25 protein-coding genes are annotated in these 24,578 nt (G+C 75.8%); 5 read left to right on the top strand and 20 right to left on the bottom strand.

Annotation, left to right across the window (positions count from 1 at the left end):
- Window positions 1–125: 125 nt before the first annotated feature.
- The 4 genes from LY71_RS15065 to hemE all read right to left on the bottom strand — a co-directional run bounded on the left by LY71_RS15065 (window position 126) and on the right by hemE (window position 4,052).
- Window positions 126–605 (bottom strand): Rv1352/Rv1906c domain-containing protein, encoded by a 480-nt coding sequence (locus LY71_RS15065; RefSeq protein WP_146146154.1) that lies wholly within the window; start codon window positions 603–605, stop codon window positions 126–128.
- Window positions 606–817: 212 nt separating this feature from the next.
- Complete coding sequence (locus LY71_RS15060) at window positions 818–1,309, bottom strand: hypothetical protein (protein ID WP_106278979.1); 492 nt, start codon at window positions 1,307–1,309, stop codon at window positions 818–820.
- 323 nt (window positions 1,310–1,632) lie between these two features.
- A complete protein-coding gene (gene hemG, locus LY71_RS15055; RefSeq protein ID WP_106278977.1) occupies window positions 1,633–3,000 on the bottom strand; it encodes a protoporphyrinogen oxidase in 1,368 nt (455 codons plus the stop codon).
- A complete protein-coding gene (hemE, locus tag LY71_RS15050; protein ID WP_211297360.1) occupies window positions 2,997–4,052 on the bottom strand; it encodes a uroporphyrinogen decarboxylase in 1,056 nt (351 codons plus the stop codon). Before hemE ends, hemG begins: the two co-directional genes overlap by 4 nt.
- Window positions 4,053–4,155: 103 nt before the next feature.
- Here hemE and LY71_RS15045 point away from each other — a divergent pair, with 103 nt between their 5' ends.
- Window positions 4,156–4,794 carry a DUF3000 domain-containing protein gene (locus tag LY71_RS15045; RefSeq protein WP_106278973.1) on the top strand — a complete coding sequence of 213 codons (639 nt, stop codon included), beginning with the start codon at window positions 4,156–4,158 and terminating at the stop codon, window positions 4,792–4,794.
- A gap of 207 nt (window positions 4,795–5,001) precedes the next feature.
- The gene (locus LY71_RS15040) at window positions 5,002–6,153 is read left to right on the top strand and encodes an HRDC domain-containing protein (RefSeq protein ID WP_245887923.1); all 1,152 of its coding nucleotides are present in this window, start codon (window positions 5,002–5,004) and stop codon (window positions 6,151–6,153) included.
- Window positions 6,154–6,273: 120 nt separating this feature from the next.
- On the opposite strand, the gene LY71_RS15035 is transcribed toward LY71_RS15040, so the two are convergent.
- The 5 genes from LY71_RS15035 to dxs form a co-directional block, all read right to left on the bottom strand.
- Window positions 6,274–7,560 (bottom strand): sugar ABC transporter permease, encoded by a 1,287-nt coding sequence (locus tag LY71_RS15035; protein WP_106278969.1) that lies wholly within the window; start codon window positions 7,558–7,560, stop codon window positions 6,274–6,276.
- 2 nt (window positions 7,561–7,562) lie between these two features.
- Entirely contained in the window at window positions 7,563–8,369 is an 807-nt protein-coding gene (locus LY71_RS15030; RefSeq protein ID WP_245887922.1) for an ATP-binding cassette domain-containing protein, read from the bottom strand.
- 102 nt (window positions 8,370–8,471) lie between these two features.
- Complete coding sequence (locus LY71_RS15025) at window positions 8,472–9,581, bottom strand: sugar ABC transporter substrate-binding protein (RefSeq protein WP_106278967.1); 1,110 nt, start codon at window positions 9,579–9,581, stop codon at window positions 8,472–8,474.
- 906 nt (window positions 9,582–10,487) lie between these two features.
- Window positions 10,488–10,793 carry a thiamine-binding protein gene (locus LY71_RS15015; protein ID WP_245887921.1) on the bottom strand — a complete coding sequence of 102 codons (306 nt, stop codon included), beginning with the start codon at window positions 10,791–10,793 and terminating at the stop codon, window positions 10,488–10,490.
- Entirely contained in the window at window positions 10,790–12,700 is a 1,911-nt protein-coding gene (gene dxs / locus LY71_RS15010) for a 1-deoxy-D-xylulose-5-phosphate synthase (protein ID WP_106278965.1), read from the bottom strand. The genes LY71_RS15015 and dxs overlap by 4 nt, the downstream gene beginning before the upstream one ends.
- A gap of 189 nt (window positions 12,701–12,889) precedes the next feature.
- Between dxs and LY71_RS15005 the strand changes: the two genes are divergently transcribed.
- On the top strand, window positions 12,890–14,071 hold the full coding sequence (locus tag LY71_RS15005; protein WP_106278963.1) for an ROK family transcriptional regulator: 1,182 nt from the start codon (window positions 12,890–12,892) through the stop codon (window positions 14,069–14,071).
- A gap of 14 nt (window positions 14,072–14,085) precedes the next feature.
- On the opposite strand, the gene LY71_RS15000 is transcribed toward LY71_RS15005, so the two are convergent.
- The 4 genes from LY71_RS15000 to LY71_RS14985 form a co-directional block, all read right to left on the bottom strand.
- The gene (locus LY71_RS15000; RefSeq protein WP_106278961.1) at window positions 14,086–14,454 is read right to left on the bottom strand and encodes a hypothetical protein; all 369 of its coding nucleotides are present in this window, start codon (window positions 14,452–14,454) and stop codon (window positions 14,086–14,088) included.
- A gap of 123 nt (window positions 14,455–14,577) precedes the next feature.
- A complete protein-coding gene (locus LY71_RS14995) occupies window positions 14,578–14,805 on the bottom strand; it encodes a DUF4177 domain-containing protein (protein ID WP_106278958.1) in 228 nt (75 codons plus the stop codon).
- Between the two features lie 160 nt (window positions 14,806–14,965).
- On the bottom strand, window positions 14,966–16,288 hold the full coding sequence (locus LY71_RS14990) for a class I SAM-dependent RNA methyltransferase (protein WP_106278956.1): 1,323 nt from the start codon (window positions 16,286–16,288) through the stop codon (window positions 14,966–14,968).
- On the bottom strand, window positions 16,281–18,317 hold the full coding sequence (locus tag LY71_RS14985) for an APC family permease (RefSeq protein WP_106279139.1): 2,037 nt from the start codon (window positions 18,315–18,317) through the stop codon (window positions 16,281–16,283). The genes LY71_RS14990 and LY71_RS14985 overlap by 8 nt, the downstream gene beginning before the upstream one ends.
- Window positions 18,318–18,484: 167 nt before the next feature.
- Between LY71_RS14985 and LY71_RS14980 the strand changes: the two genes are divergently transcribed.
- Together LY71_RS14980 and LY71_RS14975 are read left to right on the top strand one after the other, a co-directional pair.
- Entirely contained in the window at window positions 18,485–19,150 is a 666-nt protein-coding gene (locus tag LY71_RS14980; protein WP_106278954.1) for a potassium channel family protein, read from the top strand.
- Window positions 19,150–19,815, top strand: coding sequence for a potassium channel family protein (locus tag LY71_RS14975; protein ID WP_106278952.1), 666 nt, complete (start codon window positions 19,150–19,152; stop codon window positions 19,813–19,815). The genes LY71_RS14980 and LY71_RS14975 overlap by 1 nt, the downstream gene beginning before the upstream one ends.
- A gap of 6 nt (window positions 19,816–19,821) precedes the next feature.
- Here the strand turns inward: LY71_RS14975 and LY71_RS14970 are convergent, their stop codons facing one another.
- The 7 genes from LY71_RS14970 to LY71_RS14940 form a co-directional block, all read right to left on the bottom strand.
- The gene (locus tag LY71_RS14970) at window positions 19,822–20,664 is read right to left on the bottom strand and encodes a DUF3159 domain-containing protein (RefSeq protein ID WP_106278950.1); all 843 of its coding nucleotides are present in this window, start codon (window positions 20,662–20,664) and stop codon (window positions 19,822–19,824) included.
- Window positions 20,661–21,038: an OB-fold nucleic acid binding domain-containing protein gene (locus tag LY71_RS14965; protein ID WP_106278948.1), complete on the bottom strand. Its 378-nt coding sequence runs from the start codon at window positions 21,036–21,038 to the stop codon at window positions 20,661–20,663. Before LY71_RS14965 ends, LY71_RS14970 begins: the two co-directional genes overlap by 4 nt.
- Window positions 21,035–21,832, bottom strand: coding sequence for an alpha/beta hydrolase family protein (locus LY71_RS14960; protein WP_106278946.1), 798 nt, complete (start codon window positions 21,830–21,832; stop codon window positions 21,035–21,037). Before LY71_RS14960 ends, LY71_RS14965 begins: the two co-directional genes overlap by 4 nt.
- Window positions 21,829–22,620, bottom strand: coding sequence for a DUF3710 domain-containing protein (locus LY71_RS14955; protein ID WP_106278944.1), 792 nt, complete (start codon window positions 22,618–22,620; stop codon window positions 21,829–21,831). The genes LY71_RS14960 and LY71_RS14955 overlap by 4 nt, the downstream gene beginning before the upstream one ends.
- Before the next feature lies 1 nt (window position 22,621).
- On the bottom strand, window positions 22,622–23,077 hold the full coding sequence (gene dut / locus LY71_RS14950) for a dUTP diphosphatase (protein WP_106278942.1): 456 nt from the start codon (window positions 23,075–23,077) through the stop codon (window positions 22,622–22,624).
- Window positions 23,078–23,127: 50 nt separating this feature from the next.
- A complete protein-coding gene (locus tag LY71_RS14945) occupies window positions 23,128–24,024 on the bottom strand; it encodes a hypothetical protein (protein ID WP_106278940.1) in 897 nt (298 codons plus the stop codon).
- 218 nt (window positions 24,025–24,242) lie between these two features.
- On the bottom strand, window positions 24,243–24,545 hold the full coding sequence (locus LY71_RS14940; RefSeq protein ID WP_091111521.1) for a DUF4193 domain-containing protein: 303 nt from the start codon (window positions 24,543–24,545) through the stop codon (window positions 24,243–24,245).
- Window positions 24,546–24,578 lie beyond the last annotated feature (33 nt).

Below are 24,578 nucleotides of genomic sequence, written 5' to 3'. Positions count from 1 at the left end.
CAGGCCAGCGCGTCGACGGCGCGGCGGGCGCCGCGGATGCAGCCGGGCACCTGACGTCGCCGCAGGAGGCTCGCCGCACACCGTGATGTCGTTGATCAGTCGGCCACCGAGGGGCGCCGTCGCCCTCACTGCTTGACGAAGGTGCCGCAGCCGTTGTTCTCGAAGTCCTGCCCCTCGCGCAGGGTGACCGTCGGGAAGCCACCACTGACGATGTCGTTCTCGATGATGTCGTCGCCGTTCGAACCGGACCGGTAGATGCCCCAGTAGCAGTCGTCGCTGACGGCCGCCGCAGTCCGGTAGGTGCCTGGCTCGATGTCACGACCGACCGTCCACATGCCCTCGGTGATCGATGTCGCCACGATCTGCTGTTCGAGAGCCGTCACAGCCTGCTCTCGTGCCGCCACGGCCGCCTCCCGCTCGGCGACGTCTGCCACGTACTGGCTGGCCGATGCCGCCGCGCTGGACGCCGAGGCCTCAGCATCCTCGACCGCGGTCCGCGCCTCCTGTTGAGCAGCTGCCGCCGTCGACTGTTCGGCAGCGACCTCTCCCTCGAGAGCCCGGTACTCGTCCGAGCGGGTGGGATCCAGGGCTGCCACGGCGACCACGACTCCCACGAGGAGACCGAGCACCACTCCCCCGGCGCCGACGGCCCACGGGAGCCATCCGTGAGGAGGAGCGGCCAGCGGCGGCCGTGCAGTCGAGGCCCTCGGGGGCAGGTGTGGTCCACCAGGAGGCACGGCGTGCCCAGGGCGATCGTCTGTCATGTCCCCACCCGTGCGTCCTGCACCCGCGCCGCCACGTCCCCCGGACCACAGCCTCACAGCGTTCGCACCAGCGGTGCTGCGTCGGACGCGGGGTGCACGGAGCCAGGAGGGGTCGGCGCGTCCCCGGTCGAGCCGGGAACGCCAGCCGTCACCACGGCACCGCGAGGGGCGGTGGCGACCGCGAGCGCGAGCCCCAGGACGAGTAGCCCCACGAGCGCGGGGACCCTCTCGTCGTTCGGCACCACAGGTGCGACGGGCGCCGGCACCTCGGGACGGGTGAGCGCCTCGTTCTGCTGCTCCGCGATGATCGTCAGCAGGTCCTTGGCCGCCCAACCGTTGACCACGGCCTGCTGCGGCGCCCCCTGGGTGCGGGCCTCGTTCGCCTCGTAGTCCGCGAGCGCGTTGCGGATCTCCCAGCTCCGGTCGCTGACCTCCTCCTGGACCTGCGCCACCGGCCGCTGCGGTTCAACAGGCTCCATGAGGAACCACACCGCGACGGCTGCGACAGCCAGGATGGCTGCGCCGACTCGACGGACCACGATCACGGCTACTCCTTCGACGGGCGGCCGACCTGGGCGATTGCGGCACGCTGCTGTTCCGGTCATCGGCGGGACGGCACCGTCCGTGAAGTCGAGGAGGTGACTTTCCCCGGACGACGCGGCGTTCCGGTTCCCGCGGCTGCGCGGCCTGCCACCTGCTCGTGTCGTCGGACGCCGGACAAGGGCCGTCAGGAGCACACCAGCCGCTGGCAAGGGCAGTGACAGGTCCACTCGAGCTGCCGCGAGTGAGCGACCTTGTTGCTCTTGTGAGCGAGGGCTGACGGCGTGCCCGACCGGTCCGTGAGCCCTCCGGGTCCCCGAGGCCGGGGTCAGGCCAGCGCGTCGACGGCGCGGCGGGCGCTGCGGATGCAGGCGGGCACCCCGACGCCGTCGTAGGCGGCCCCGGCCACGGCCAGCCCCGGCACTGCGGCGACGGCGTCCCGGATCGCCACCACCCGCTGGGGATGGCCGACCAGGTACTGCGGCAGGCCCCCGCCCCAGCGCACCAGGTGGGCCTCCAGCGGTTCGGGGCGCTCGAGGGCGAGCAGGTCGGCGACGTCGGCCACCACCGCGGCGGTGAGGTCGTCGTCGTCGCGCTGCAGCTGCGCCTCGTCGCCGTAGCGGCCCACCGAGGCGCGCACCCGCAGCAGCCCGCCGTCGGACAGGTGGGGCCACTTCGACGAGGAGACGGTCACGCCCTTGACCAGCCGCCCGGTCACCGGCGGGACCAGCAGGCCCGATCCCGCGGTCACCGGCTGCGCCGGGAAGGCCATCGCCACCACGGCCATCGACGCGTACGGGATCCCGCGCAGCGGCTCGGCGGCGCCCGGCGCGACCCGGGACAGCAGCCGGGCCGCCTTCCCCGCGGGGGCGGCGACGACCACGGCGTCGGCCTCGAGCACCTCCGGGGCGGCCACCGGGCCGACGGCCACCTCGAGCCGCCCGCCGGCCCGGCGGACGGCGTGCGCCGGCGTCCGCAGCCGCACCCGCGCGCCGGAGGCCTCGACCAGCGCCTGCGGCAGCGAGCCGATCCCGTCGGCCACGGTGACGAACACCGGCCCGTCGGCGTCCCCGCGGCTGCGTGCCCCGGCGTCGCGTGCGGCGACGGCGGCGGCCAGCACCGAGTCGGCGCGCGCGAGCTGGGCGGCCAGCGCCGGCATGGTGGCGGCCAGCGAGAGGTCGTCGGGCCGGCCGGCGTAGACCCCGCCCAGCAGCGGCTCGACCAGCCGGTCGACCACCTCGTCGCCCAGCCGCTCGCGCAGCAGCGCCCCGACCGACACGTCGCCGTCCAGCCGCAGCGGCGGCAGGTCGGCCTCGGCACGCACCCGCGCGACGCCGTCCGTGGTCAGCACCCCGGCCAGCCCGTCGGCCGACGTCGGCACGCCCTGCACGGTGCCCGGCGGCAGCGGGTGCCGCCCGTCGGGCAGCACGATCGAGGCCTGCGTGGTCGCGGGGGCCACCAGCCGGTCGCCCAGCCCGAGCGCCCCGACCAGCTCGACGGCCTCGGGCACCCGCGCGAGGACCGCCTCGGGCCCGGTGTCGTACCACTGGCCGGCCAGCTCGAGCCGGTCGATCTTGCCGCCGATGCGGCCGCCGGCCTCCAGCACGACCACCTCGTCGCCGGGCCGGCGCCGCGACCACTCGAAGGCGGCGGTCAGCCCGGCGATGCCCGCGCCGACGACGACGAGCCGGCTCATCGCTGCGACAGCTCGTGCACCAGGTCGACGACGTGGGTGAGCGCGCCCGGGTCGGTCTCGGGCAGCACGCCGTGGCCGAGGTTGAACACGTGCCCGCGGGCGGCGCGGCCCTCCTCGACCACGCGGCGCACCTCGCGGTCGACCGTCGCCCGGTCGGCCAGCAGCACGGCGGGGTCGAGGTTGCCCTGCAGCGACCGGCCCGGGCCCACGCGGCGGGCGGCCTCGTCCAGCGGCACCCGCCAGTCGACGCCGACGACGTCGGCCCCGGCGTCGCCGATCAGCGCGAGCAGCTCGCCGGTGCCCACGCCGAAGTGGATGCGCGGCACGTCGCGGTCGCCGAGCCCGTCGAACACCGCGCGGGAGTGCGGCTGCACCCGGGTGCCGTAGTCGGCGGCGGAGAGGACGCCGGCCCAGGAGTCGAACAGCTGCACCGCCGAGGCCCCGTTGTCCACCTGCACCCGCAGGAAGGTCGCCGCCGAGACCGCCAGCCGGTCGAGCAGCCGGGCCCACGCCTCCGGCTCGGCGTACATGAACGCCTTGGTGCGGGCGTGCTCCTTCGACGGGCCGCCCTCGATCAGGTAGGTGGCCAGGGTGAACGGCGCCCCGGCGAAGCCGATGAGCGGGGTGGGGCCGAGCTCGCCGACCAGCCGGCGCACCGCCGTCGCCAGGAAGTCCAGCCGGTCGGGCTCGAGGTCGGGCAGCGCGTCGACGTCGGCGACCGTGCGCACGGGGCTGGCCACGACCGGGCCGACGCCGGGCTTGATCTCGATGTCGACGCCGGCCACCACGAGCGGCAGCACGATGTCGGAGAAGAGGATCGCGGCGTCGACGCCGTGCCGGCGCACCGGCTGCAGGGTGATCTCGGTGACCAGGTCCGGGTCCTGGCAGGCCTGCAGCATCGCCGTCCCGGCGCGCAGGGCCCGGTACTCCGGCAGCGAGCGGCCGGCCTGGCGCATGAACCACACCGGTGTGCGGTCGACCGGCAGGCCGCGCGCGGCCCGGACCAGGTCCGAGTCGGCGGGGGACGGGGCGGCGGCGGCAGCGGCGGTCACGACGGTCCATCCTCCCAGACCGGCGGGTGCTCCCCCACCGCGCGCGGGGTCCGACCTGGGGCGCGTCCGAGACAGACGCGCCGCGGGGCCCTACCCTGCGGTCGTGGAGCCACGCAGCCTGGCCGGTCCGAGGGACGGCGCCGGCGCACGCGCGGGCGCCGGGGACGTCCCGCCGCCCGCCGACTTCGTGGCCGCCCTGGAGTCGCTGGCCTCGCTGCGGGTGCGCCCGGAGATCGTGGTCGAGCGCATCCCCGCGCCCCAGCGGCTGGCGCCGTTCGCGCACGCCCTCGGCGCCCGGGTCACCGAGCTCGACGGCGACGAGGAGGTCGAGGTCGCCAGCGCCCGGTTCATCGTGCTGCACGACCCCGCCGGCCACGAGGCCTGGGACGGCACCACCCGCTGCGTCGGCTACGTCTCGGCCACCACCGACGAGCACATGGTCGACGACGCGATGTTCTCCGAGGTCGCCTGGAGCTGGCTGACCGAGGCGCTGGCCGGGTGCGGCGCCGCCTCGCACGCCCTCGGCGGCACCGTCACCCGCACCGCCTCCACCCGCTTCGGCGACCTCGCGGGCCCCGAGCACTCGGTCGACGTCGAGATCCGGGCCTCCTGGACGGCGGAGGACACCGCGCTCGACCGGCACCTCGACGCCTGGCTGGAGGTGCTGGCCAACGCCGCGGGCCTGCCCCCGCCGGGGGTGGCGATGCTGGGCCCCTCCGGCCCGGTGGCAGACGGCAACTAACATCGCGGGGGTGGGGGCACGCCCCCGGGTCCGCGCCGGCCGGCTCGATCCGCCCGGAGGCCGGAGGACCGGCCGCGGACGCACGGACGACACGGCCGAGAAGGTGGACGGCAACTGAGCACCGAGCCCCTGCCCGACGCTGCCGACGACGGCAGCGAGCACCCCGAAGCGACCCCCCTGCTCGCCCCGCGCGACGGTCTGCCCCCGGTGATCGACACCGCCGAGGCGCTGGCCGGGTACGCCGATGCCCTGCGCGCGGGCAGCGGGCCGGTCGCGGTCGACGCCGAGCGCGCCTCCGGCTACCGCTACGGGCAGCGCGCCTACCTCGTGCAGCTGCGCCGCGCCGGGGCCGGCACCGGGCTGGTCGACCCCGTCCCGCTCGGCGACCTGTCCGCGGTGCAGGACGCGATCGGCGGCGAGGAGTGGGTGCTGCACGCCGCCAGCCAGGACCTGCCCTGCCTGGCCGAGGTCGGCATGGTGCCCGCCCGCATCTTCGACACCGAGCTGGCCGCGCGGCTGGCCGGGCTGCCGCGCGTGGGGCTGGGCGCCGTCGTCGAGTCGCTGCTCGGGTACTCGCTGCAGAAGGGCCACTCGGCCGCCGACTGGAGCACCCGGCCGCTGCCCGAGGAGTGGCTGGTCTACGCCGCCCTCGACGTGGAGGTGCTCGTCGACCTGCGCGACGCGCTGGCCGCGATCCTCGAGGAGCAGGGCAAGACCGAGTGGGCGCGGCAGGAGTTCGCCGCCGTCCTGGCCGCCGGTCCCCCGCCGCCGCGGCAGGACCCGTGGCGGCGGACGTCCGGGGTGCACGGGCTGCGCAACCGCCGCCAGCTGGGCATGCTGCGCTCGCTGTGGCAGGCGCGCGACGACCTGGCCCGCCGGCGTGACGTCGCCCCGGGCCGGGTGCTGCCCGACTCCGCGATGGTCTCCGCCGTCCAGGCCGACCCGCAGACCGAGGCCGCGCTGCTGGAGCTGCCGGTGTTCCGCGGCCGGGCCAACCGCAAGCTGGTCGGCACCTGGTTCGGCGCGCTGACCCGCGGCCGGGGACTGCCCGAGGACGAGCTGCCGCCGCACAGCCGCCCGGGCGACGGGCCTCCCCCGGCCAACCGCTGGGCCGACCGCGACCCCGCCGCGGCCACCCGCCTGCAGGCGGCCCGCGCCGCGCTGGCCGAGCTGTCGCAGAAGCACGCGGTGCCGGTGGAGAACGTCCTGTCGCCCGACCTGGTCCGCCGGCTGATGTGGGCCCCGCCGGAGCCGCGGGACCCGGCGACGATCGCCGCGGCGCTGCGGGCCGGCGGTGCCCGCGAGTGGCAGGTCGAGCTCACCGGCGAGCTGCTGACCGACGCCGCCACCCGCGCCTGAACGCACGAGGGGCGGCCCCGGCGACTGCCGGGACCGCCCCCCTGGTGAGGTGCTGGAACGGCCTCCCTGCAGGGGCCCGCGCCGAGCGGAGCGAGGCGTGGGGGGCAGGGAGGTCCTTCTTCAGTGCCCGGTGGCAGCGGCCCGCCGTCGGGCCAGCGCGTCGACGCTGGCGGCCAGCAGCAGCACCCCACCGGTGATGATGAAGTTCAGGTACGCCTCGGTGCCCAGCAGGCCGAGCCCGTTGGCGATGATCGCCACCACCAGGCCGCCGAGGACGGCGTCGCGCACCCGTCCGCGGCCGCCGAAGAGGCTGGTGCCACCGATGACCGCGGCGCCCACGGCGTAGAGCAGCGTGTTGCCGCCGCCGGACCCCGGTGCCACCGAGCCGAGCCGGGCGGCCGCGACGATGCCGCTGATCGCCGCCAGGGTCGAGCCGATGACGAACACGGCCACCCGGATCCGGGTGACGTTGATGCCGGCGCGCCGGGCCGCCTCGGCGTTGCCGCCGACCGCGTACACGTGCCGCCCGAAGCTCGTGCGACCGAGCACGAAGGTCAGCAGCAGCAGCAGGAGCACGACGAGCGGGATCGCGTAGGGGACCCCGGCGAGGACCACGCCGACGGCCGGCGCCCGGTCGACGCTCAGCACCGCCGTCACCAGGACGACGACGGCCGCGATGACGCCGATGCGCACGAGCACCACGGCGAGCGGGGCGTGGGCGAGACCCCGCGCCTTCTGCACGCGGAACCGGTTGAGCTGCAGCGCGGCGTAGACGGCGATGGTGAGCAGGGCGAGCACCCAGCCGAGGGCGACCGGCACGTTCTTGTCGCTGATCGCCGAGATCACCGGGTCGCGCACCGGCACGGTGCCGCCCTCGCCGATGAGCCGCAGCGTGAAGCCCTGCCAGCCCAGGAACAGCGCGAGTGTGACGACGAACGACGGGATGCCGACCATCCCGACCAGGCTGCCGGTGAACAGCCCGATCACCACGCCGGTGACGATGGCCGCCAGCACCGAGACGTACCAGGGTGCGCCGGCGTCGGCGAGCAGCTTGGCCATGACGGCGGCGCAGACGCCGCTGACCACGCCGGCGGAGAGGTCGATCTCGCCCAGCAGCAGGATGAAGACCAGCCCCATCGCCAGGATGATGATCGGCGCCGCCTGGTCGGCCAGGTTGGCCATGTTGCGCGGGGTCAGGAACGTCTCGGGCCGCAGCACGAAGAACAGCAGGCCGAGGACGACGATGCCGAGGATGGCCGGCAGCGCGCCGAGGTCCCCGCCCCGGACCCGGTCGAGGTAGGCCCGGACGGTCCCGCCGAGGGAGTCCGTGCCGCGGTCGGCCTCGAAGCCGGACGGGGCGCCGCCGGGCTCCTGCGCGCTGGTGGGGGTGGACAGGGTGCTCGACATGCTCAGACCTCCACCGCTGCGGCTTCGGCGGGCGCGATGCCCAGGTCGCCCGAGCGGCCCGCCGTGATGAGCTCGATGACCTGCGGACGGTCGACCTGGGAGATGGGGACGTCGGCCGCCATCCGCCCCAGGTACAGGGCCGCGATCCGGTCGGAGACCTCGAAGACGTCGACCATGTTGTGGCTGATGAAGACCACCGCGTGGCCGGTGTCGGCCAGCCGCCGGACCAGGTCGAGGACCTGCCGGGTCTGCGCGACACCGAGGGCCGCGGTCGGCTCGTCGAGGACGACCAGCTTGGACTCCCAGAGCACGGCCTTGGCGATGGCGACCGTCTGCCGCTGACCACCGGAGAGGCTGGAGACCAGCTGGCGCACGGACTTCAGGGTCCGGACGGAGAGCTTGCTCAGCGTGTCCCGCGCCGCCTCCTCCATCGAGGTCTCGTCGAGGAGGATGCCGTTCTTGCGCTCGCGGCCGAGGAACATGTTCTGGACGACGTCGAGGTTGTCGGCCAGGGCGAGGTCCTGGTAGACGATCTCGATGCCGAGCGCGGCGGCCTCGCGCGGGCCGCTGACGGTGACCGGCTTGCCCTCGAAGAGGAACTCGCCGGAGTCGATCGCGTGGATGCCGGCGATGGACTTGATGAGCGTGGACTTGCCCGCCCCGTTGTCACCGACCAGCGCGGTGACCTGGCCGGGGTAGACCTTCATGTGCACGTCGTGCAGGACCTGGATGGCGCCGAAGCTCTTGTTGACGCCGCGGAGCTCCAGGGTGGGGGTGCCGTCCTCGGGACGGTCGATGGGTGCGGACACGCCGGGCCTCTCGGTCGAGCTGGGTGGGGCGGGGTGGTGCGGTGCGGCCGGGGCCGCAGCCGCCGGGGCGCCCATCATCGACGCCCCGGCGGCCGTTGACCACTACTCGATCCCGAGCTCCGAGCACGCGGCGGCGAACTCGCCGGCGCACAGCTCGTCGGCCGAGACGAACTCGTCGTCCACGACGTCCTTGACGTTGTCGCGGAAGATGGCCTGCGGCGTCAGCAGGACCGACGGGACGTCACGGCCGGCCTCGGTGTCCTCGACGGTGCCGGTGGTCTCACCCTCCTCGCCGTTGAGCAGCGCGACGGCCAGCTCGGCCAGCGCGTTGGCCTCCTCGCGGACCGACTTGTAGACCGTCATGCACTGGTCGTTGTTGAGGATGTTCTGCAGGCCCTCGACCGTGGCGTCCTGACCGGTGACGTTGGCCTGACCGGCGGCGTTGTTGCGCCCGAGGATCTGGATCACCGAGTTGGCCAGACCGTCGTTGGCCGCGAGCACACCCTGGATGTTGCCGTTCGCCTGGGTGTACATCTGCTCGAAGATCGTCGCGGCCTGCTGGTTGTCCCACTCGGGCACGGCCTGCTCGGCCACCTGGGTGTACTGGGTCAGCGGGTCGAGGATCTCGTGGGCGCCCGACGAGAACAGCGTCGCGTTGTTGTCGTCCGGCGAGCCGTTGAGGAAGGCGATGTTGCCCTGGGTGACGCCCTTGCTCTCCAGGCACTGCTGCAGGCCCTGGCCCTGCAGCCGGCCGACCTCGGTGTTGTCGAAGGAGACGTAGTACTCCGCGGAGCCGCCCAGCGTCAGCCGGTCGTAGTCGATCGTCTGGACGCCCTCGTTGGCCGCCTGCTCCTGGATCTGCGCACCCGAGGCCGAGTCGAGGTTGACGATGGCGAGGACGGTGGCGCCCTCGGTGATCATCTGCTCGGCGATGGTCGCCTGCCGCTGGGCGTCGCCCTCGGCGTTCTGGATGTCGAACTCGACACCGGCGTCCTCGAAGGCCGCCTCGAGGTAGGGGCGGTCGAAGTTCTCCCAGCGCACCGAGGACTCGGTGTCGGGGAGGATCACGCCGACCCGGCCGGCGGACTCGCCGCCGCCGCCACCGCCACCGCCGGAACCGCTGTCGCCGCCGCCGCTGTCGCCGCCACACGCGGCCAGGCTGAAGACGAGGGAGGCCGCGAGGGCCGTCATGAGGGTGCGCCGTCGCGCCATGGAGGGGTCCACCGTTCTGTCGGGAATGCGCAGAAGTGCGGCGGTCAGGATGCGCGCTGGCTCACAGTCCGTGCAAGGGGGGACGGACGGCGTTGTCGGACCGTGACCTCGACGGGCGGACCGGACGGGGCGCTCCCCATCGCGGGTGAGGCCGCCCCCGGGACCGGCCGAGGCGTGCTCGACCCCGCTGTCACCGACGGCGAACTCCGTCCGCGCCGAGCCGTACCGGCCGGTACCGATCCCCGCGGAGGTCCTGTGCCATCTCGAAAGCGGCGGCCCCGCCCGCTGCGTGAGGTCGTCGTCGTCGACGGTGTGCGCACCTCCTTCGGCAAGGCCGGCCCCCGGGCGTCCACGCCGGGACGCGTGCCGACGAGGTCGCCCTCGCCGCCACCACCCAGGTCGGCGACCAGGAGCTGACCATCGGGCGCACCGCCGCGCTGCTGGCCGGGCTGCCGAGGTCGGTGCCCGGCTACGCGATCGACCGCATGTGCGCCGGCGCGATGACCGCCGTCACCACCACCGCCAGCGGCACCCATGGCTCCACCGCGGAGAACCTGCACGACCGCTTCCCGCACCTGACCCGGGAGCGCGCCGACGCGTTCGCGCCGGCCAGCCAGCAGCGGTACGCCGAGGCCGTGGCCGACGGGCAGATCGGCCCGGAGCCGGTCACCGTGGCACCCGCTCGCAGGAGCACGGCTGGGGACTGGGGACGGGCGACGAGCCGCCGCGGCCGGGCACCACCCTCGAGGGCCTGGCCACGCTGCCGACGCCGTTCCGCCCGCACGGGCACACCGCGTGGGGGCCCTGGGCCGTCCGTCGTCCTCCCTCACCGCAGCGCGTCCCACCTGACGTCCCACCGTCAGGTCGGACACGCGACGATCAGGTCACCTGATCATCGCCCGGGACTCAGCGGAACTTGCGGGTGAGGCTGTCCATCGTCCGGGACACGGTGGCCACCTTGACGTGCGAGATGCCGCTGGTCGCGCCGGCGGCCAGCATCGCCTCGTGCGCGGCTCGCAGCGCGGCCCAGACCGCGTCGGCCTCGCCCTCGACCGTCGTCCCGAGCGCGCCGACCTCCGCGTGCAGACCCGAGTCCCGCAGGACCCGGACGGCGGCCTCGACGTGGGCGTGCGGGTCGTCGGGCGTCCCGGCCGGCGAGGGTGCCACCTGGATCTCGGCGATCACCCAGTCGCCGGCCGGCGCCGACGTCACCGCGGGGCGCCGTCGACGGGCAGCGCCTGCTCCTCGCGCTCGGTCAGCACCGCGGTCCACTCCGCGATCCGCCGGGCGACGTCCTGCTCCGTCAGCCCGGCGTCGGCCAGCACCTGACCGCGGCTGCCGTGCTCGAGGAACGCCTGCGGCAGGCCCATCGCGCGCACCGGGACGTCGCGGCCGGCGTCCTGCAGCGCCTGGGTCAGCGTCGTGCCCAGGCCGCCGGCCCGGCCGCCGTCCTCGACGGTGACCACCAGGCGGTGGTCCGCGGCGAGCTCGACGAGCTCCGCGGGGACCGGCACCACCCAGCGCGGGTCGACGACGGTGACCTCGATGCCGTGGTCGGCGGCCCGCTCCGCGGCGGCCAGGCACAGCGGCACCATCGAGCCGACGGCGACCAGCAGCACCTCGGCGCGCTCCCCGCGGCGCAGCACGTCGACCGGGCCGCGCCGCTCCAGCGCCGGGATGTCGACCGGCGGCGGCCCCTTGGGGAAGCGCACGACGGTGGGCCCGTCAGCGACCTCGACGGCCTCGCGCAGCGCCTCCCGCAGCGTCGGCTCGTCGCGCGGCGCGGCCAGGCGCAGCCCGGGCACCACCGGCAGGATCGACATGTCCCACATGCCGTTGTGCGAGGCGCCGTCGGTGCCGGTCACCCCGGCCCGGTCCAGGACGACGGTGACCGGCTGGCGGTGCAGCGCGACGTCCATGAGCAGCTGGTCGAAGGCGCGGTTGAGGAACGTCGAGTAGACCGCGACCACCGGGTGCAGCCCGCCCATCGCCATGCCCGCGGCGCTGGTCAGCGCGTGCTGCTCGGCGATGCCGACGTCGAAGGTGCGCTCGGGCCAGCGCTCGGCGAAGGCGGCCAGGCCGGTCGGGTGCAGCATCGCCGCGGTGACCGCCACGACGTCGGCCCGCTCGGCGCCGATGCGCACCAGCTCGTCGGAGAAGGCCGCCGTCCAGTCGCGGGCCGCGCTGGGGCTGGCCCCGCTGTCGGGGTCGAAGACGCCGGTGGCGTGCCAGGCGTCGATCTGGTCGGTCTCGGCCGGCGGGTAGCCGAAGCCCTTGGTGGTGACCGCGTGCACGATCACCGGGCCACCGAACGAGCGGGCGCGGCGCAGCGCCGACTCCATGGTCTCGACGTCGTGCCCGTCGACCGGGCCGATGTACTTCATGCCGAGGTCCTCGAACATGCCCTGCGGCGTCAGGACGTCCTTGAGGCCCTTCTTGATGGCGTGCAGCGCGTCGTAGAGCGCCGAGCCGACGACGGGCGCCCGGTGCAGCGCCTGGCGCACCTGCAGCAGCGCCTGCTCGTAGCCCGGCCGCAGCCGCAGCGTGCCCAGCGCGTCGGCGACACCGCCGATGGTCGGCGAGTAGGAGCGGCCGTTGTCGTTGACGACGATGACCACGGGCCGGTCCTGGGCGGCGGCGATGTTGTTCAGCGCCTCCCAGGCCATGCCGCCGGTGAGCGCGCCGTCGCCGACGACGGCGACGACCGGCCGCTGGTCGCCGCGGACGGCGAAGGCCCGGGCCAGCCCGTCGGCGTAGGACAGGGCCGTCGACGCGTGGCTGTTCTCCACCCAGTCGTGCTCGCTCTCGGCGCGGCTGGGGTAGCCCGACAGCCCGCCGCGCTGGCGCAGCCGGTCGAAGCCCCCCACCCGGCCGGTGAGCATCTTGTGCACATAGGCCTGGTGGCCGGTGTCGAAGACGATCGGCTCGCGCGGGGAGTCGAACACCCGGTGCAGCGCGATGGTCAGCTCGACGCAGCCCAGGTTGGGGCCGAGGTGGCCGCCGGTGCGCGCGACGCTGGTGACGAGCGCGTCGCGGATCTCGGCGGCCAGCGCGGGCAGCCGGTCGGCGGGCAGCGCCCTCAGGTCGGCGGGGTCTCGCAGGGAGCGCAGGAGCGACACGGCGGCGCGGTGTCCTCTCTGTCGGCGGCAGGGGCACGGCACGGGAGGGCCGCCGACCCACTGTAGTCGCGCTCGGGCGGGTGGCTCCGGGCGAGCGAGGAGCGGACGGCGCCGCACCGGGGTCACGCCTCGGCGTCGGACTTCCGTCGATCGTTGACAGAAGAAGGGGCCCGCCGGACCATCCCCGGCATGGACCCCCGGCCGTGGCTGCCCGACCTCACCGGGCCGCCGCGCCGCCTGGTGGAGGCGCTGCGGCTCGGCGGTCCGGCCACCCGCGCCCAGCTGGTGGAGCAGACCGGCCTGTCGCGGGCGACGGTGTCGGGGTACGTCAGCGACCTGGTGGGCCGCGGCCTGGTCAGCCCGGCCGACGCGGCCGACGCCCAGCCCACCGGCGGGCGCCCGGCCGGTCTGGTGCGGCTCACCCGCCGGGCCGGCGTGGTCGTCGGGGTGGACATCGGCCGCACGCACGTCCGCGTCGCCGTCGCCGACCTCTCCCACGAGGTGGTCGGCGAGCAGGTGGTGTCGCTGGCGGTCGCCGACCTCGCGGCCGACGCCGTCCTCGACGCCGTCGCGGCGCGGGTCTGCGCCGAGCTGGAGAGCGTGGGCGCGAGCACGGCCGACGTCGCCGGGATGGTGGTCGGGCTGCCCACGCCGCTGGTGAGCGGCGCGGCGACCGCCGAGGCCACGGTGGCGCAGTCGAACATCCTGCCGACCTGGTCGGGCAGCGCCCCGGCGCTGGAGCTGCGGCGGCGGCTGGCCGTCCCGGTGATCGCCGACAACGACGCCAACCTGGGCGCGCTGGCCGAGGTCCGGTGGGGCGCCGGCCGGGGCTCCCGCTTCACCGTCTACCTGAAGATGGCGACGGGGGTCGGCGGCGCGCTGGTCCTCGACGGCGGCCTGCTGCGCGGCGTCGGGGGCACCGCCGGGGAGGTCGGGCACGTCAGCCTGGACCCCGCGGGGGCACTGTGCCGCTGCGGCAACCGCGGCTGCCTGGAGCTCACCGCCGGCGGCAGTGCGCTGCTGGAGGCCATCCGCGCCGCCGCCCCGCAGTACGGCGACCTGCGGGCCCTGGTGGCCGGCGCCGTCGACGGGGACCAGGCCTGCCGGCGGCTGGTCGCCGACGCCGGCACCTCGGTCGGCCTCGTCCTCGGCGGCCTGGTCAACACCCTCAACCCCGACCGCGTCGTCGTCGGCGGCGAGCTGGGCGCCGCCGGCGACCTGCTCATCGAGCCGCTGCGGCGGGCGCTCGTGCAGTCCGCCATCCCCGCCGCCGCCGAGCGGCTCGCCGTGGTCCCGGGCTCGCTGGGGGGCCGCGCCGAGGTGCTCGGCGCGCTGGCGGTCGCGCTCAGGGAGGCCGACCGGCTCAGGTGACGAAGGCCCACGTCCTACAGCCGGGGCACCCACACCTCGCCGCGCAGCGCCCCGGCGACCACCTCGACGCCGCGCCGGGCCGCCACCAGACGCGCGCCCTCGCGCTCGTAGGCGGCGACGGCGGCCTCAATCGCGTCGGGCGGCAGGTGGTCGGCCAGCTCCACGCGGACGGTGCGCCAGCCCTCCCGCGCGGCCTCGAGCCCGGCGGACACGTGGTCGGCGGCGAACCGGGCGAGCAGCACCGGGTAGCGGCGCAGGACGGCGTGGGCGCGGTAGTCCGGCGGGACCAGGTCGAACAGCCACGCCACCGCCGTCGCCTCCCAGTCGGGGGCACCCGGCGGCCGCACCTGCTCCGGCCAGCCCGGAGGGACGGGAGCTCCCACGGCGGGGAGTGTGCCGCACGTCGAACGCTCGTTCGACCCGACGGGCCGGATGGCCGCCCCCCAGGGTCCCGCGCCGAGCCTGCGAGGTGTGGGGGGAGGGGTGGTCCTTCGACCGGACGTGACCTAGGCCGAGGGGCGCTTGAGCCAGAACTGCTCGAACCCCCAGGTGCCTGCGCCGCTGGAGTGGTAGCTGACCAGCTCCCACCCCTCGCCACCGAGCCGGTTGAGCACCGAGCTGGTGTCTCCCTGCTGCCGCTCGAGCGAGCCGTTGGGGAGCTTGACGCTCACCCCCGCGCGCTGCGACTCCGCGTCGTTGGCCGTGATGACCGAGGCGTACTCCCAGGTGGTCACGCCACCCACCGTAGCCGGGGCGGGTGCGCCGCCCGCTCGGACCGGGTCGTGGGCGGACACGCCGCCCTGCCCCGGCTGGTCCCGCCGACGGTCGACCGGCACCCCGAGCAGCGCGCACCCCGCGGGCGGCAGTGACCCGGAGGCCGCCCGCGGGAGGACGTCAGCGGGAAGGGGTGAACAGGGCGACGCACTCGACGTGGGCGGTCATCGGGAAGGCGTCGAACCCGCGCAGCTCCGCGAGGCGGTACCCGGCGGCGGCGAACACGGCGGTGTCGCGGCCGAGCGAGGCCGGGTCGCAGGCCACGTAGACCACCGCACGCGCCCCGGTGCCGGCCAGCACGCGGCTCACCGCCGGCCCGGCGCCGGCCCGCGGCGGGTCCAGGACGACGACGTCCGGGGTGCCGCCGAGCTCCTCGAGCAGCCCGGTGAGGCCCTCGGCGTCCACCTCGCCCTGCCACACCTCGGCCTGTGGCAGGCCGGCCAGGTTCGCCTCGGCCGCCGCGCACGCCTCGGCGTCGGACTCCACGCAGACCACCCGGCCGGTGTCCCCCGCCGCGGGCGCCAGGGCCCCGCCGAACAGGCCGGCGCCGGCGTACAGGTCGAGCACGGTGTCCCCGGCGCGGACGCCGGCGTACGCGGCGACGGCGCCCACCAGCGCGTCGGCCGCCGCCCCGTGCACCTGCCAGAAGCCGGTGCCCTCGACCTCCCAGTCCCGCCCACCGGCCCGTCGCGCGGCCCGCCCGGCGGGCTCGGCCGGCACGTCCGCCCCCGGCCGCAGCACGCGGGTCGACGTCGGGACGCCGCGGCGGTCCAGGCGCGTGGTGGTCACCGCCCCGGCCGAGTCGACGGCGACGTCGACCGCCCCGGCGCCCGGCCAGCGCCGGTCGAGCACCGCGCGCGCGGCGGACTCGACGGTGATCGGGCAGTCCCCGAGCGGGACGACGTCGTGCGAGCGGTGCCGCCGCAGCCCCGGCACGCCGTCGCGGCCGACGGCGAAGCGCGCCCGCGACCGCCAGCGCAGCGGTCCGCCGGGCAGCGCCTCGACGGCGAGGTCGCGCAGCACCGGGTCGGCGGCGTCGAGCCCGCCCAGGCGGGTCAGTTGCTCGCGGACGACGTCGGCCTTGAGCCGCAGCTGCCCCTCGTGCGCGACGTGCTGCCAGTCGCAGCCGCCGCAGCGCCCGGGCCCGCTGTACGGGCAGGGCCGCTCGACGCGGTCGGGCGCGGCCTCGAGCACCTCGACGGCGTCGGCGCGGCAGTAACCGGGCTGGCGGTCCTCGGTGACCCGGGCGACGACCCGCTCGCCCGGCAGCGCGTGCCGGACGAACACCACCCGGCCCTCGGCGCGGGCGACGCAGTGCCCGCCGTGCGCGACCGGGCCGACGGTCACCTCCAGCTCCCGGCCCACCCACCCCAGGCCCTTGGCCCCCTGCAGGGGCCTGCCGCGAGCCTGCGAGCGGTGGGGGGCAGGGGGTCCTTCATCCATAGGGGGTCGCGTCCACCTGGTCGTCGGTCAGGCCGCGGCGCAGGTCGCCGGGCATGGGGCCCGGCCGCCGGTCGTCGTCGCCCCGGCCGATCGAGCTCTCCAGCTGCCACGGCACCGTGGTGATCATGACGCCGGGCTGGAACTGCAGCCGGGCGCGCAGCCGCAGCGCGCTCTGGTTGTGCAGCACGTTCTCCCACCAGTGGCCCACCACGTACTGCGGCACGAAGACGATGACCAGCTCCCGCGGGCTCTGCCGGCGGATCCCCTTGACGTAGTCGACCACCGGCCGGGTGATCTCCCGGTAGGGCGACTCGAGCACCGTCAGCGGCACCGGGATGTCGTAGCGCTCCCAGTCGGCCTGCAGGCCGCGGGTCTCGGCGTCGTCGACGTTGACCGTCACCGCGGTGAGCACGTCCGGCCGGGTCGCCCGGGCGAAGGCCAGCGCGCGCAGCGTCGGCTTGTGCACCTTGGACACCAGCACGATGGCGTGCACCTTGCTGGGCAGCAGCCGGGCGCTGCTGTCGGGGGTGAGCTGTGCGGCGACGTGCGAGTAGTGCCGGTTGATGGCCTGCATGAGCAGGAAGAGCACCGGCATCACGAGGATCACCAGGTAGGCGCCGCGGGTGAACTTCGTGACGACGATGATCAGCAGCACGATCGTCGTCAGGCTGCCGCCGACGGCGTTGATCAGCTGCGACCGGCGGATCCGCGCGCGGGCCCGCGCGTCGGTCTCGGTGGCCAGCTCGCGCCGCCAGTGCCGGACCATCCCCCACTGGCCGATCGAGAAGCTGGTGAACACCCCGACGATGTACATCTGGATCAGCCGGTTGACGTCGGCCTGGAAGGCGGTGATCAGCAGCGCGGCGAACCCGGCGAGCAGCAGGATGCCGTTGCTGTAGACCAGCTTGTCGCCGCGGGTGTGCAGCTGGCGGGGCAGGAAGCTGTCCTGGGCCAGCACGTTGCCCAGCAGCGGGAAGCCGTTGAACGCGGTGTTCGCGGCGAGGACGAGGACCAGCGCCGTGGCCGCCTGGATGTAGAAGAAGCCGACCGAGGTGTCCCCGCCGAAGGTCGCCGCGGCGACCTGGGCGATGACCGTGCGCTGCGGCTCGGTCTCGCAGCCGGTGAAGCCGACGAGGTCGCAGGGGTGCTCGGCGTACTTGACGTCGGCGAAGAGGGCCAGCGCGGTGACGCCGGAGAACATCGTCGCGGCGATGCCGCCCATGAGCGCCAGCGTCGTCGCCGCGTTGCGGCTCTTCGGCGGCTTGAAGGCCGGGACGCCGTTCGCGATCGCCTCGACGCCGGTGAGCGCGGTGCACCCGGAGGCGAAGGCGCGCAGCACGAAGAACAGCAGCGCCAGGCCGGTCAGCTGCTCGAACCCGGGCTCGGGGCTGATCGAGTAGCCGGCGCTCTCGGCGGTGATGTCCGTGCCGAAGAAGTGCCGCACCAGCCCGGTCACGACCATGACCAGGATCCCGGAGATGAACAGGTAGGTCGGCACGGCGAACGTGCGGCCGGACTCCCGCAGCCCGCGCAGGTTGGCCGCGGCCAGCAGCGCCACCAGCCCCACGGCGATGGCCACGCGGTGCTGGTTGAGGGCCGGGAAGGCCGAGATGACGTTGTCGGTGCCGGCCGCCACCGACACGGCCACGGTGAGCACGTAGTCGACCAGCAGCGCGCTGGCCACGACCAGCCCGGCGAACTGCCCGTGGTTCTTGATCGCCACCTCGTAGTCCCCACCGCCGGAGGGGTAGGCCCGCACCACCTGGCGGTAGGAGAGGACGACGGTCCCCAGCAGCAGCACGACGGCGATCGCCAGCCAGGGCGCCAGGAACAGGAACGCCGTGCCGGCGAGCGTCAGCACGATGAGGATCTCCTGGGTGGCGTAGGCCACCGAGGAGAGCGGGTCGCTGGCGAAGATCGGCAGCGCCAGGCGCTTGGGCAGCAGCGACTCGCCGACCCGGTCGCTGCGGACCGGTCGGCCCAGGACGAGCCGCTTGGGGAGTTGTCCGAGGTCGGACAGGCTGGGCACGGCGGCGATGGTACGGACGCCGGGCACCGGTCGCCGCCACCCAGGAGCGGGTCCTCCCCGCGGGTGTGTGGCGTCCGGCACGGTCCCCGGACCGCGGCCGTGCGGGTGTAGCTTCGCGCCCGGTACGCGGGCCGCAGGCGCCCGCGACGACGACTCGGGGAGCACACGTGCACGTGGTCGTCATGGGCTGCGGCCGTGTCGGCTCGGCCATCGCGCGGCGGCTGGAGCAGATCGGCCACAGCGTCGCGGTGATCGACCAGGACCCCGAGGCCTTCCGCCGGCTGGGGCCGGAGTTCACCGGCCGCCAGGTCACCGGCCTGGGCTTCGACCGGCAGACCCTCCTCGACGCGGGCATCGACTCCGCCGGCGCATTCGCCGCGGTCAGCAGTGGCGACAACTCCAACATCATCAGCGCCCGGGTGGCGCGGGAGACGTTCGGCGTCCAGCACGTCGTGGCGCGGATCTACGACTCCAAGCGCGCCGAGGTGTTCGAGCGGATGGGCATCCCGAGCGTGGCCACGGTGCCGTGGACGGTGAACCGGCTGCTGCGCGAGCTGCTCTCGGTCAAGGTCAGCGAGATCTGGCGCGAGCCCACCGGCCGGGTGCTGCTGATGCGGGTGACCGTCACCGACGGCTGGGTGGGCCGCAAGCTCGCCGAGCTCGAGGCCGCCTCCGGCGCCCGGGCGGCCTGGCTGGTCCGCTTCGGCGAGGCCCAGCTGCCCTCGGCCGCCACCGTGCTGCAGGACGGCGACCAGCTCGTCGTCGCGGCCACCGACGAGATCTCCGACCGGGTGCACGCCACGGTCGAGCACCCCGAGGGAGGGCGGGCCTGATGCGCGTGGCCATCGTCGGCGCCGGCGCGGTCGGCCGCTCGATCGCCGGAGAGCTGCTCAGCAACGGGCACACCGTGATGCTCATCGAGAAGGACGGCCGCAAGGTGCGCACCCGGGCGGTGCCCGGGGCCGAGTGGGTGCAGGCCGACGCCTGCGAGGTGTCCTCCCTCGAGGAGGCGCAGCTGGCCACCTGCGACGTCGTGGTGGCCGCCACCGGCGACGACAAGGCCAACCTGGTCGTGTCCCTGCTGGCCAAGACCGAGTTCGCGGTCAACCGCGTCGTCGCCCGGGTCAAGGACCCGCGCAACGAGTGGCTCTACACCGAGGCCTGGGGCGTCGACGTCGCCGTCTCCACCCCGCGGGTGCTCGCCGCGCTGGTCGAGGAGGCGGTGACCGTCGGCGACGTCGTCCGGCTGATGAGCTTCCGCAAGGGCGCCGCCAACCTGGTGGAGATCACCCTGGCCGAGGACACCCCGTGGGCCGGCCGGCCGCTGGGCGAGGTGCCGCTGCCGCGGGAGACCGTGCTGACGGCGCTGCTGCGCGGCGACCGGGTGATCACGCCCTCGCCCGACGAGCCGCTCGAGGTCGGCGACGAGCTGCTGTTCGTCACCCACGCCGACGTCGAGGAGCAGCTGCAGCAGGTGCTCTCCGCCAGCGTCGTCTGACGCCGGTCAGTCCGGCGGCGGGGCGGCGCCGGCGTCCGTGGCCACGCGGTGGCGGTGCAGCCGGGCGACCACCCACAGGGTGACCGCCAGCGCGGCCGCGGTCACCGGCAGGCCGAGCACCAGCGAGGCGACACCGAGCAGGTCCTCCTCGTTCGCCAGGTACAGCGGCGTCTGCACCGCCACCCGCAGCAGGAACGTCAGCGCCCACAGGACCGTGAGCCACCCGTAGGCCCGCACCACCCGGGGGTCGTCGCGCCAGTGCCGCTCGGGCTCCGGGTCGACCCGGCGGCCGTCGGGTGCCTGCTCGGGCGGCGGCCGGTGGTGCAGCCGCGCCCGCGCGCTGTCCACCCGCCGCCGCAGCCCCGGCAGCGAGTGCGCGGCCATCGAGCCCAGGTGGCTGGGGGCCAGGAACTCGGCGAGGACGCCGACCAGCGGCCAGCGCAGCGGCACCGACCCCAGCAGCACCACGCCGATGACCGCGTTGCGGATGATCCCGGGCACGAAGTAGTTGCGCGCCTGCCCGGACGCCGCGGCGATGGCCACCGCGACGGCGACGCCGAACAGGCCGCTGAACGCCTGCTGCAGGCTCTCGCGCCGGACCAGCCGGAACAGCACGACGAGGACGGCGGCGCCCAGCGCGCTCCAGATGCCGGTGCGCAGGTCGCCGATGGCGTTGGCGACGATGAAGGCGATCGTCGGCAGCGAGGCGTCGACCATGCCGCGCCAGCCGCCGAGCTGGTCGAGGACCAGGTGCCGGTCGAAGGTGAGCGGCCGGTCGTCCTCGGGCTCGTCGTGCGGTGCTGCTCCCCCCGGATCGCGCCGGCCGTCGTCGTCGGCCGCCGGGGTCACCCCGCGCTCAGCTCGTACCAGGGGTTGTAGATGACCTTGCGGCCCTCGAAGCTGCCGAACCGGCCGCGGGCGGTGAGCGTGCGCCCCGGCTCGATGCCGGGGATGCGCCGCCGGCCCAGCCAGACCAGGGTGACCGAGCCGGAGCCGTCGAACAGCTCGGCCTCCAGGGTCGGCACCGTCTCGCGAGGGGTGTAGACCACCGACTTCAGCCGCCCGGTGACGGTGACCACCTCGCCCTTGCGGCAGGCGCTCACCGGCTCGCAGCCGGCGCGGTCGGCCTCGGCGCGCAGCTCCTCGGCGTCGATGGTGGAGTCGTCGGCGGTCAGCCGCTGCAGCGTGCGCGAGAGCCAGCCGCCGGGACGCGTCTGTGTCACGGCTCCAGGGTAGTGCTGCCGCCACGGCCGGCGCGGCGCCGCCCGAGCCACTCCCTCGCCCGTGCCCACTGCTCACCCGAGGGGTCGATCAGCTCCATGTGGCCGCCCGGTACGGGCTGCACCGCCACCCGGTCACCGAGCGCGCCGGCGGCCGCGGCGTACCGCTCGGACTGCTCGAGGGGGACGACGTCGTCCCCGGTGCCGTGCACGCACAGCACGTCGGCGCCGGTGGGCAGCAGCCGTACCGGGTCGGCGACGGCGTAGCGGTCGGGCACCTCGCCGGGCTCGCCGCCGAGGAGCTCCTGGGTCGCCCCGTTCCCGAGCCGCTGGTCGGCGGCGCGGACGAGGTCGAGGACGCCGGCCTGCAGCACCGCCGCGGTGACCCGCACCCGCGGGCCGGCGCCGGGCGCGCCCTCGGGCAACCGGCCGCGCCCGGCGGCCCACGCGGCGAGGTGGCCGCCCGCGGAGTGCCCGACGACGGCGACCTCGGTCAGGTCGAGGCGGGCCGCCTCCGGCAGGCCGGGCAGCGCGTCGAGCGCCGCGGCGACGTCCTCCAGGGTGGCCGGCCACCCGCCGCCGGTGCCGACCCGGCGGTACTCCACCGCCACGGCCGCCCAGCCGGCGCCGGCGAGGTCGGCCGCCAGCGGGCGGGCCAGCTCGACCCCGCGCGCGGCGCGCCAGAAGCCGCCGTGCAGCACCACGGCCACGGGCGCGGGGCCGCCGCCGGCGGGCAGGGTCAGCTCGAGGAACTGGTCGGGGTGCCCGCCGTAGGCGACGGGGACGGGGGCGCTCACCCGGCGGGGTCGGGCGGTGCGGCGTGCCGGCCGGTGCGCGGCGGGGCGGTGGCCGGCGGCGGGGCGGTGGCCGGCGGCGGGGCCGTGGCCGGCGGCGGGGCCGTGGCCGGCCGGCCGGCCTGCTGCTGGCGGGCGAGCTGCGCGGCGGCCTGCGGCGGCAGGGACAGTGGCAGCTGCTCACGCACGGGCATGGGCTCGGTGCCCCGGACGACGACGACCTTGCGGAACACGTCCTCGAGCACCGCCGCGGCCTCGGGGGTCTCGGCGGCCGGGCCGCTGATCATCCCGCGGAGGAACCAGCGCGGGCCGTCGACGCCCACGAAGCGGGCAGGGCGGCGGACCGGCTTGGGCGGCGGGCCCCCGGGCTGGGCCGGCGGGGTCACCACGATGCTGCCGGCGAGCTCGGTGCCGAACGGGCCCTCGACCTCCTGCAGGCGGGCGCCCTGGCCCGAGGCGCCGCGGGCGAGGTCGGCGCGGACGTCGTCCCAGATCCCGGCGGCGCGCGGCGCGGCGAAGGCGGAGACCTGCAGCAGCGAGTCGCCGTAGCGCAGCGTCGCGCCGATGACCTTCTGCTGCTGGTTGACGTCGACCCGGAGCTCCGTGCCCGGGACGGCGGGCAGCCGCAGCGAGCCCAGGTCGACGCGCACGGTGCCGTCGTCGGGGACGTCGGCGGCGTCGTAGGGGCCGGTGGTCTCGTCGACCTCGCGCTCCCGGTGCTGCGGCTCCGGCGGGACGCCGCGCTCGCGCAGGCTGCGGTCGATCCGGTTGCGCCGTCGTCCGAAGGGCATCTCAGGCCTCCTGTCCCGCGCCGGTGGACCCGTGCCCGGCCTCGCCGCGGACGCTCTCCGGCAGCACCTCGACGGTCACGAAGCGGGCGCGCACCACCGGCTGCACCACCAGCTGGGCGACCCGGTCGCCGCGGCGCAGCGTGACCGGGGTGGTCGGGTCGAGGTTCACCAGGTTGACCTTGATCTCCCCGCGGTAGCCGGCGTCGATGGTGCCGGGGGCGTTGACCACGCTGACCCCGTGCCGGACGGCCAGGCCCGAGCGCGGGTGCACGAACCCGGCGTAGCCCTCCGGGATCGCCACCGCCACGCCGGTGCCCACCAGCGCCCGCCCGAGCGGGGCGAGCTCGACGTCCTCGGTGACGGTCAGGTCGGCGCCGGCGTCGCCCGGCAGCGCGTACCGCGGGGGCTCGGCCCCCGCCGCGGTGAGCCGGACGGGGACCTCGAGGGGGTCGACCACGACGGCGACCCTAACGGCGCCGCGGGCGGTCCGGCCGACCGGCCGCGGGGTCAGGAGCCGGCGCGGCGGAGGTCGGTGCGGACCCTGCGGGCGAGGGTCTCGGTGGACTTGAGGTTGCCCCGCCCGCCGAGCGCGGCGCCGAGCAGCAGCGGTGCCGCCGAGCCGACGTTGCCCACCAGCCGGCGGGACAGCCGGCGCCGCAGCGCCCGGAAGCCCGCCGTCCCCAGGACCGCGCCGACGCCCTGCTCCGTGGTGCCCTGGACGGAGCGCTGCTGGGTCCAGCTGGAGAGGTAGGCCAGCGCCCGCTCACGGGCGTCGCCCGGCGCCGGGCGGCCGGCCAGCTCGTGCAGCTCGCCGAGCAGCACCACCTCGACGGCGGCCACGAGCACCGTCTCGGCGCCGAGCTCCAGCGGCAGGGCCACCAGCGACGGCGGGGCGAACCAGTGGGCGGCCGACAGGCCGCCGGTGGCCGCGCCCACGGCGGCGGTGAGCCGGGACGCCCGGGTGACGAGGGCGTCGGCGATCTCCTCGTCGGTCCGCCCGGGGTGGGCGGCCCGCAAGCGAGCGGCGTCGCGGATGGGCAGCCGGGGTGCCGCCGCGGCCAGCAGGTCGCCGAGCACGGCGCCCGGCGACCGGCCGCCCTCGCCGTCGGCGGCCGCCGGTGCGTCGCCCCGGCGGCCGGCCGCGGAGGCCACCGCGCCGAGGACGTCGCGCAGGGTGCCGGCCGCGGAGCGCCGCTCGCGGTCGGGCGCCCCGTCGTCCGGCGTGCTGCCCAGCAGCCCGGCCACCGCGTCGGCGACGGCGCGCGCCGCCCGCCCCAGGCCGGAGTCCTCCGCCAGCCAGGCCGGCCCGCCCGCCGGGGTCTCCCCCGGGCCGGCGGCCGGCCGCACCGGCCGCGGCGGCGGGACGTCCCGCGGTGCGACCCTGCGGTCCCCGTGCTCGCTCATCGCCTGCCCTCCCGGTGACGTGCCGCAGCGGCCCCTCCACGGGGCCCGCCGCGCGTGGTGACGTGCTGGAACGGCCCCCTCGCAGGGCCCGCCGCACCTGGTGACGTGCTGGAACGGCCCTTCTACAGGGCCCCGCACGCGGTGACGTGCTGGAACGGCCCCGCTGCAGGGCCCCGCGCCGAGCGTCAGCGAGGCGTGGGGGGCAGCGGGGCCCTTCTTCAGGCCGCGCAGTCGCGGCAGTACAGCTGGTCGCCCTTGGTGGCCGCCAGCCGGCTGCGGTGCTGCACCAGGAAGCAGCGCGAGCAGGTGAACTCGTCCTCCTGCTTGGGCAGCACGCGGACGGTCAGCTCCTCGTTGGACAGGTCCGCGCCGGGCAGCTCGAGGCTCTCGTTGAAGTCGGTCTCGTCGACGTCGACCGAGGCGGACTGCGCCTCGGCGCGCCGCGCCTTGAGCTCCTCGAGGGAGTCCTCGCCGAGCTCGTCGGCCTCGTTGCGGCGCGGGGCGTCGTAGTCGGTGGCCATGGGGTGTGCCCCTCCTCCGGGGTTCTCGCGGGC

This window comes from Geodermatophilus tzadiensis, from assembly GCF_003002915.1.
In the GTDB taxonomy this organism is placed as follows: domain Bacteria; phylum Actinomycetota; class Actinomycetes; order Mycobacteriales; family Geodermatophilaceae; genus Geodermatophilus; species Geodermatophilus tzadiensis.
The sequence above is the reverse complement of the archived record's forward strand: the minus strand, read 5'-3'. Positions and strand labels throughout refer to the sequence as shown.

Excerpts from the sequence above, each read along its gene's own strand:
- LY71_RS15005 (WP_106278963.1), top strand. The coding sequence starts at position 12,890 with ATGGACCCCCGGCCGTGGCTGCCCGACCTCACCGGGCCGCCGCGCCGC.
- LY71_RS14940 (WP_091111521.1), bottom strand. The coding sequence starts at position 24,545 with ATGGCCACCGACTACGACGCCCCGCGCCGCAACGAGGCCGACGAGCTC.
- hemG (WP_106278977.1), bottom strand. The coding sequence starts at position 3,000 with ATGAGCCGGCTCGTCGTCGTCGGCGCGGGCATCGCCGGGCTGACCGCC.
- LY71_RS14945 (WP_106278940.1), bottom strand. The coding sequence starts at position 24,024 with ATGAGCGAGCACGGGGACCGCAGGGTCGCACCGCGGGACGTCCCGCCG.
- LY71_RS14990 (WP_106278956.1), bottom strand. The coding sequence starts at position 16,288 with ATGGATGAAGGACCCCCTGCCCCCCACCGCTCGCAGGCTCGCGGCAGG.
- LY71_RS14955 (WP_106278944.1), bottom strand. The coding sequence starts at position 22,620 with ATGCCCTTCGGACGACGGCGCAACCGGATCGACCGCAGCCTGCGCGAG.
- LY71_RS15035 (WP_106278969.1), bottom strand. The coding sequence starts at position 7,560 with ATGTCGAGCACCCTGTCCACCCCCACCAGCGCGCAGGAGCCCGGCGGC.
- LY71_RS14975 (WP_106278952.1), top strand. The coding sequence starts at position 19,150 with ATGCGCGTGGCCATCGTCGGCGCCGGCGCGGTCGGCCGCTCGATCGCC.
- LY71_RS15025 (WP_106278967.1), bottom strand. The coding sequence starts at position 9,581 with ATGGCGCGACGGCGCACCCTCATGACGGCCCTCGCGGCCTCCCTCGTC.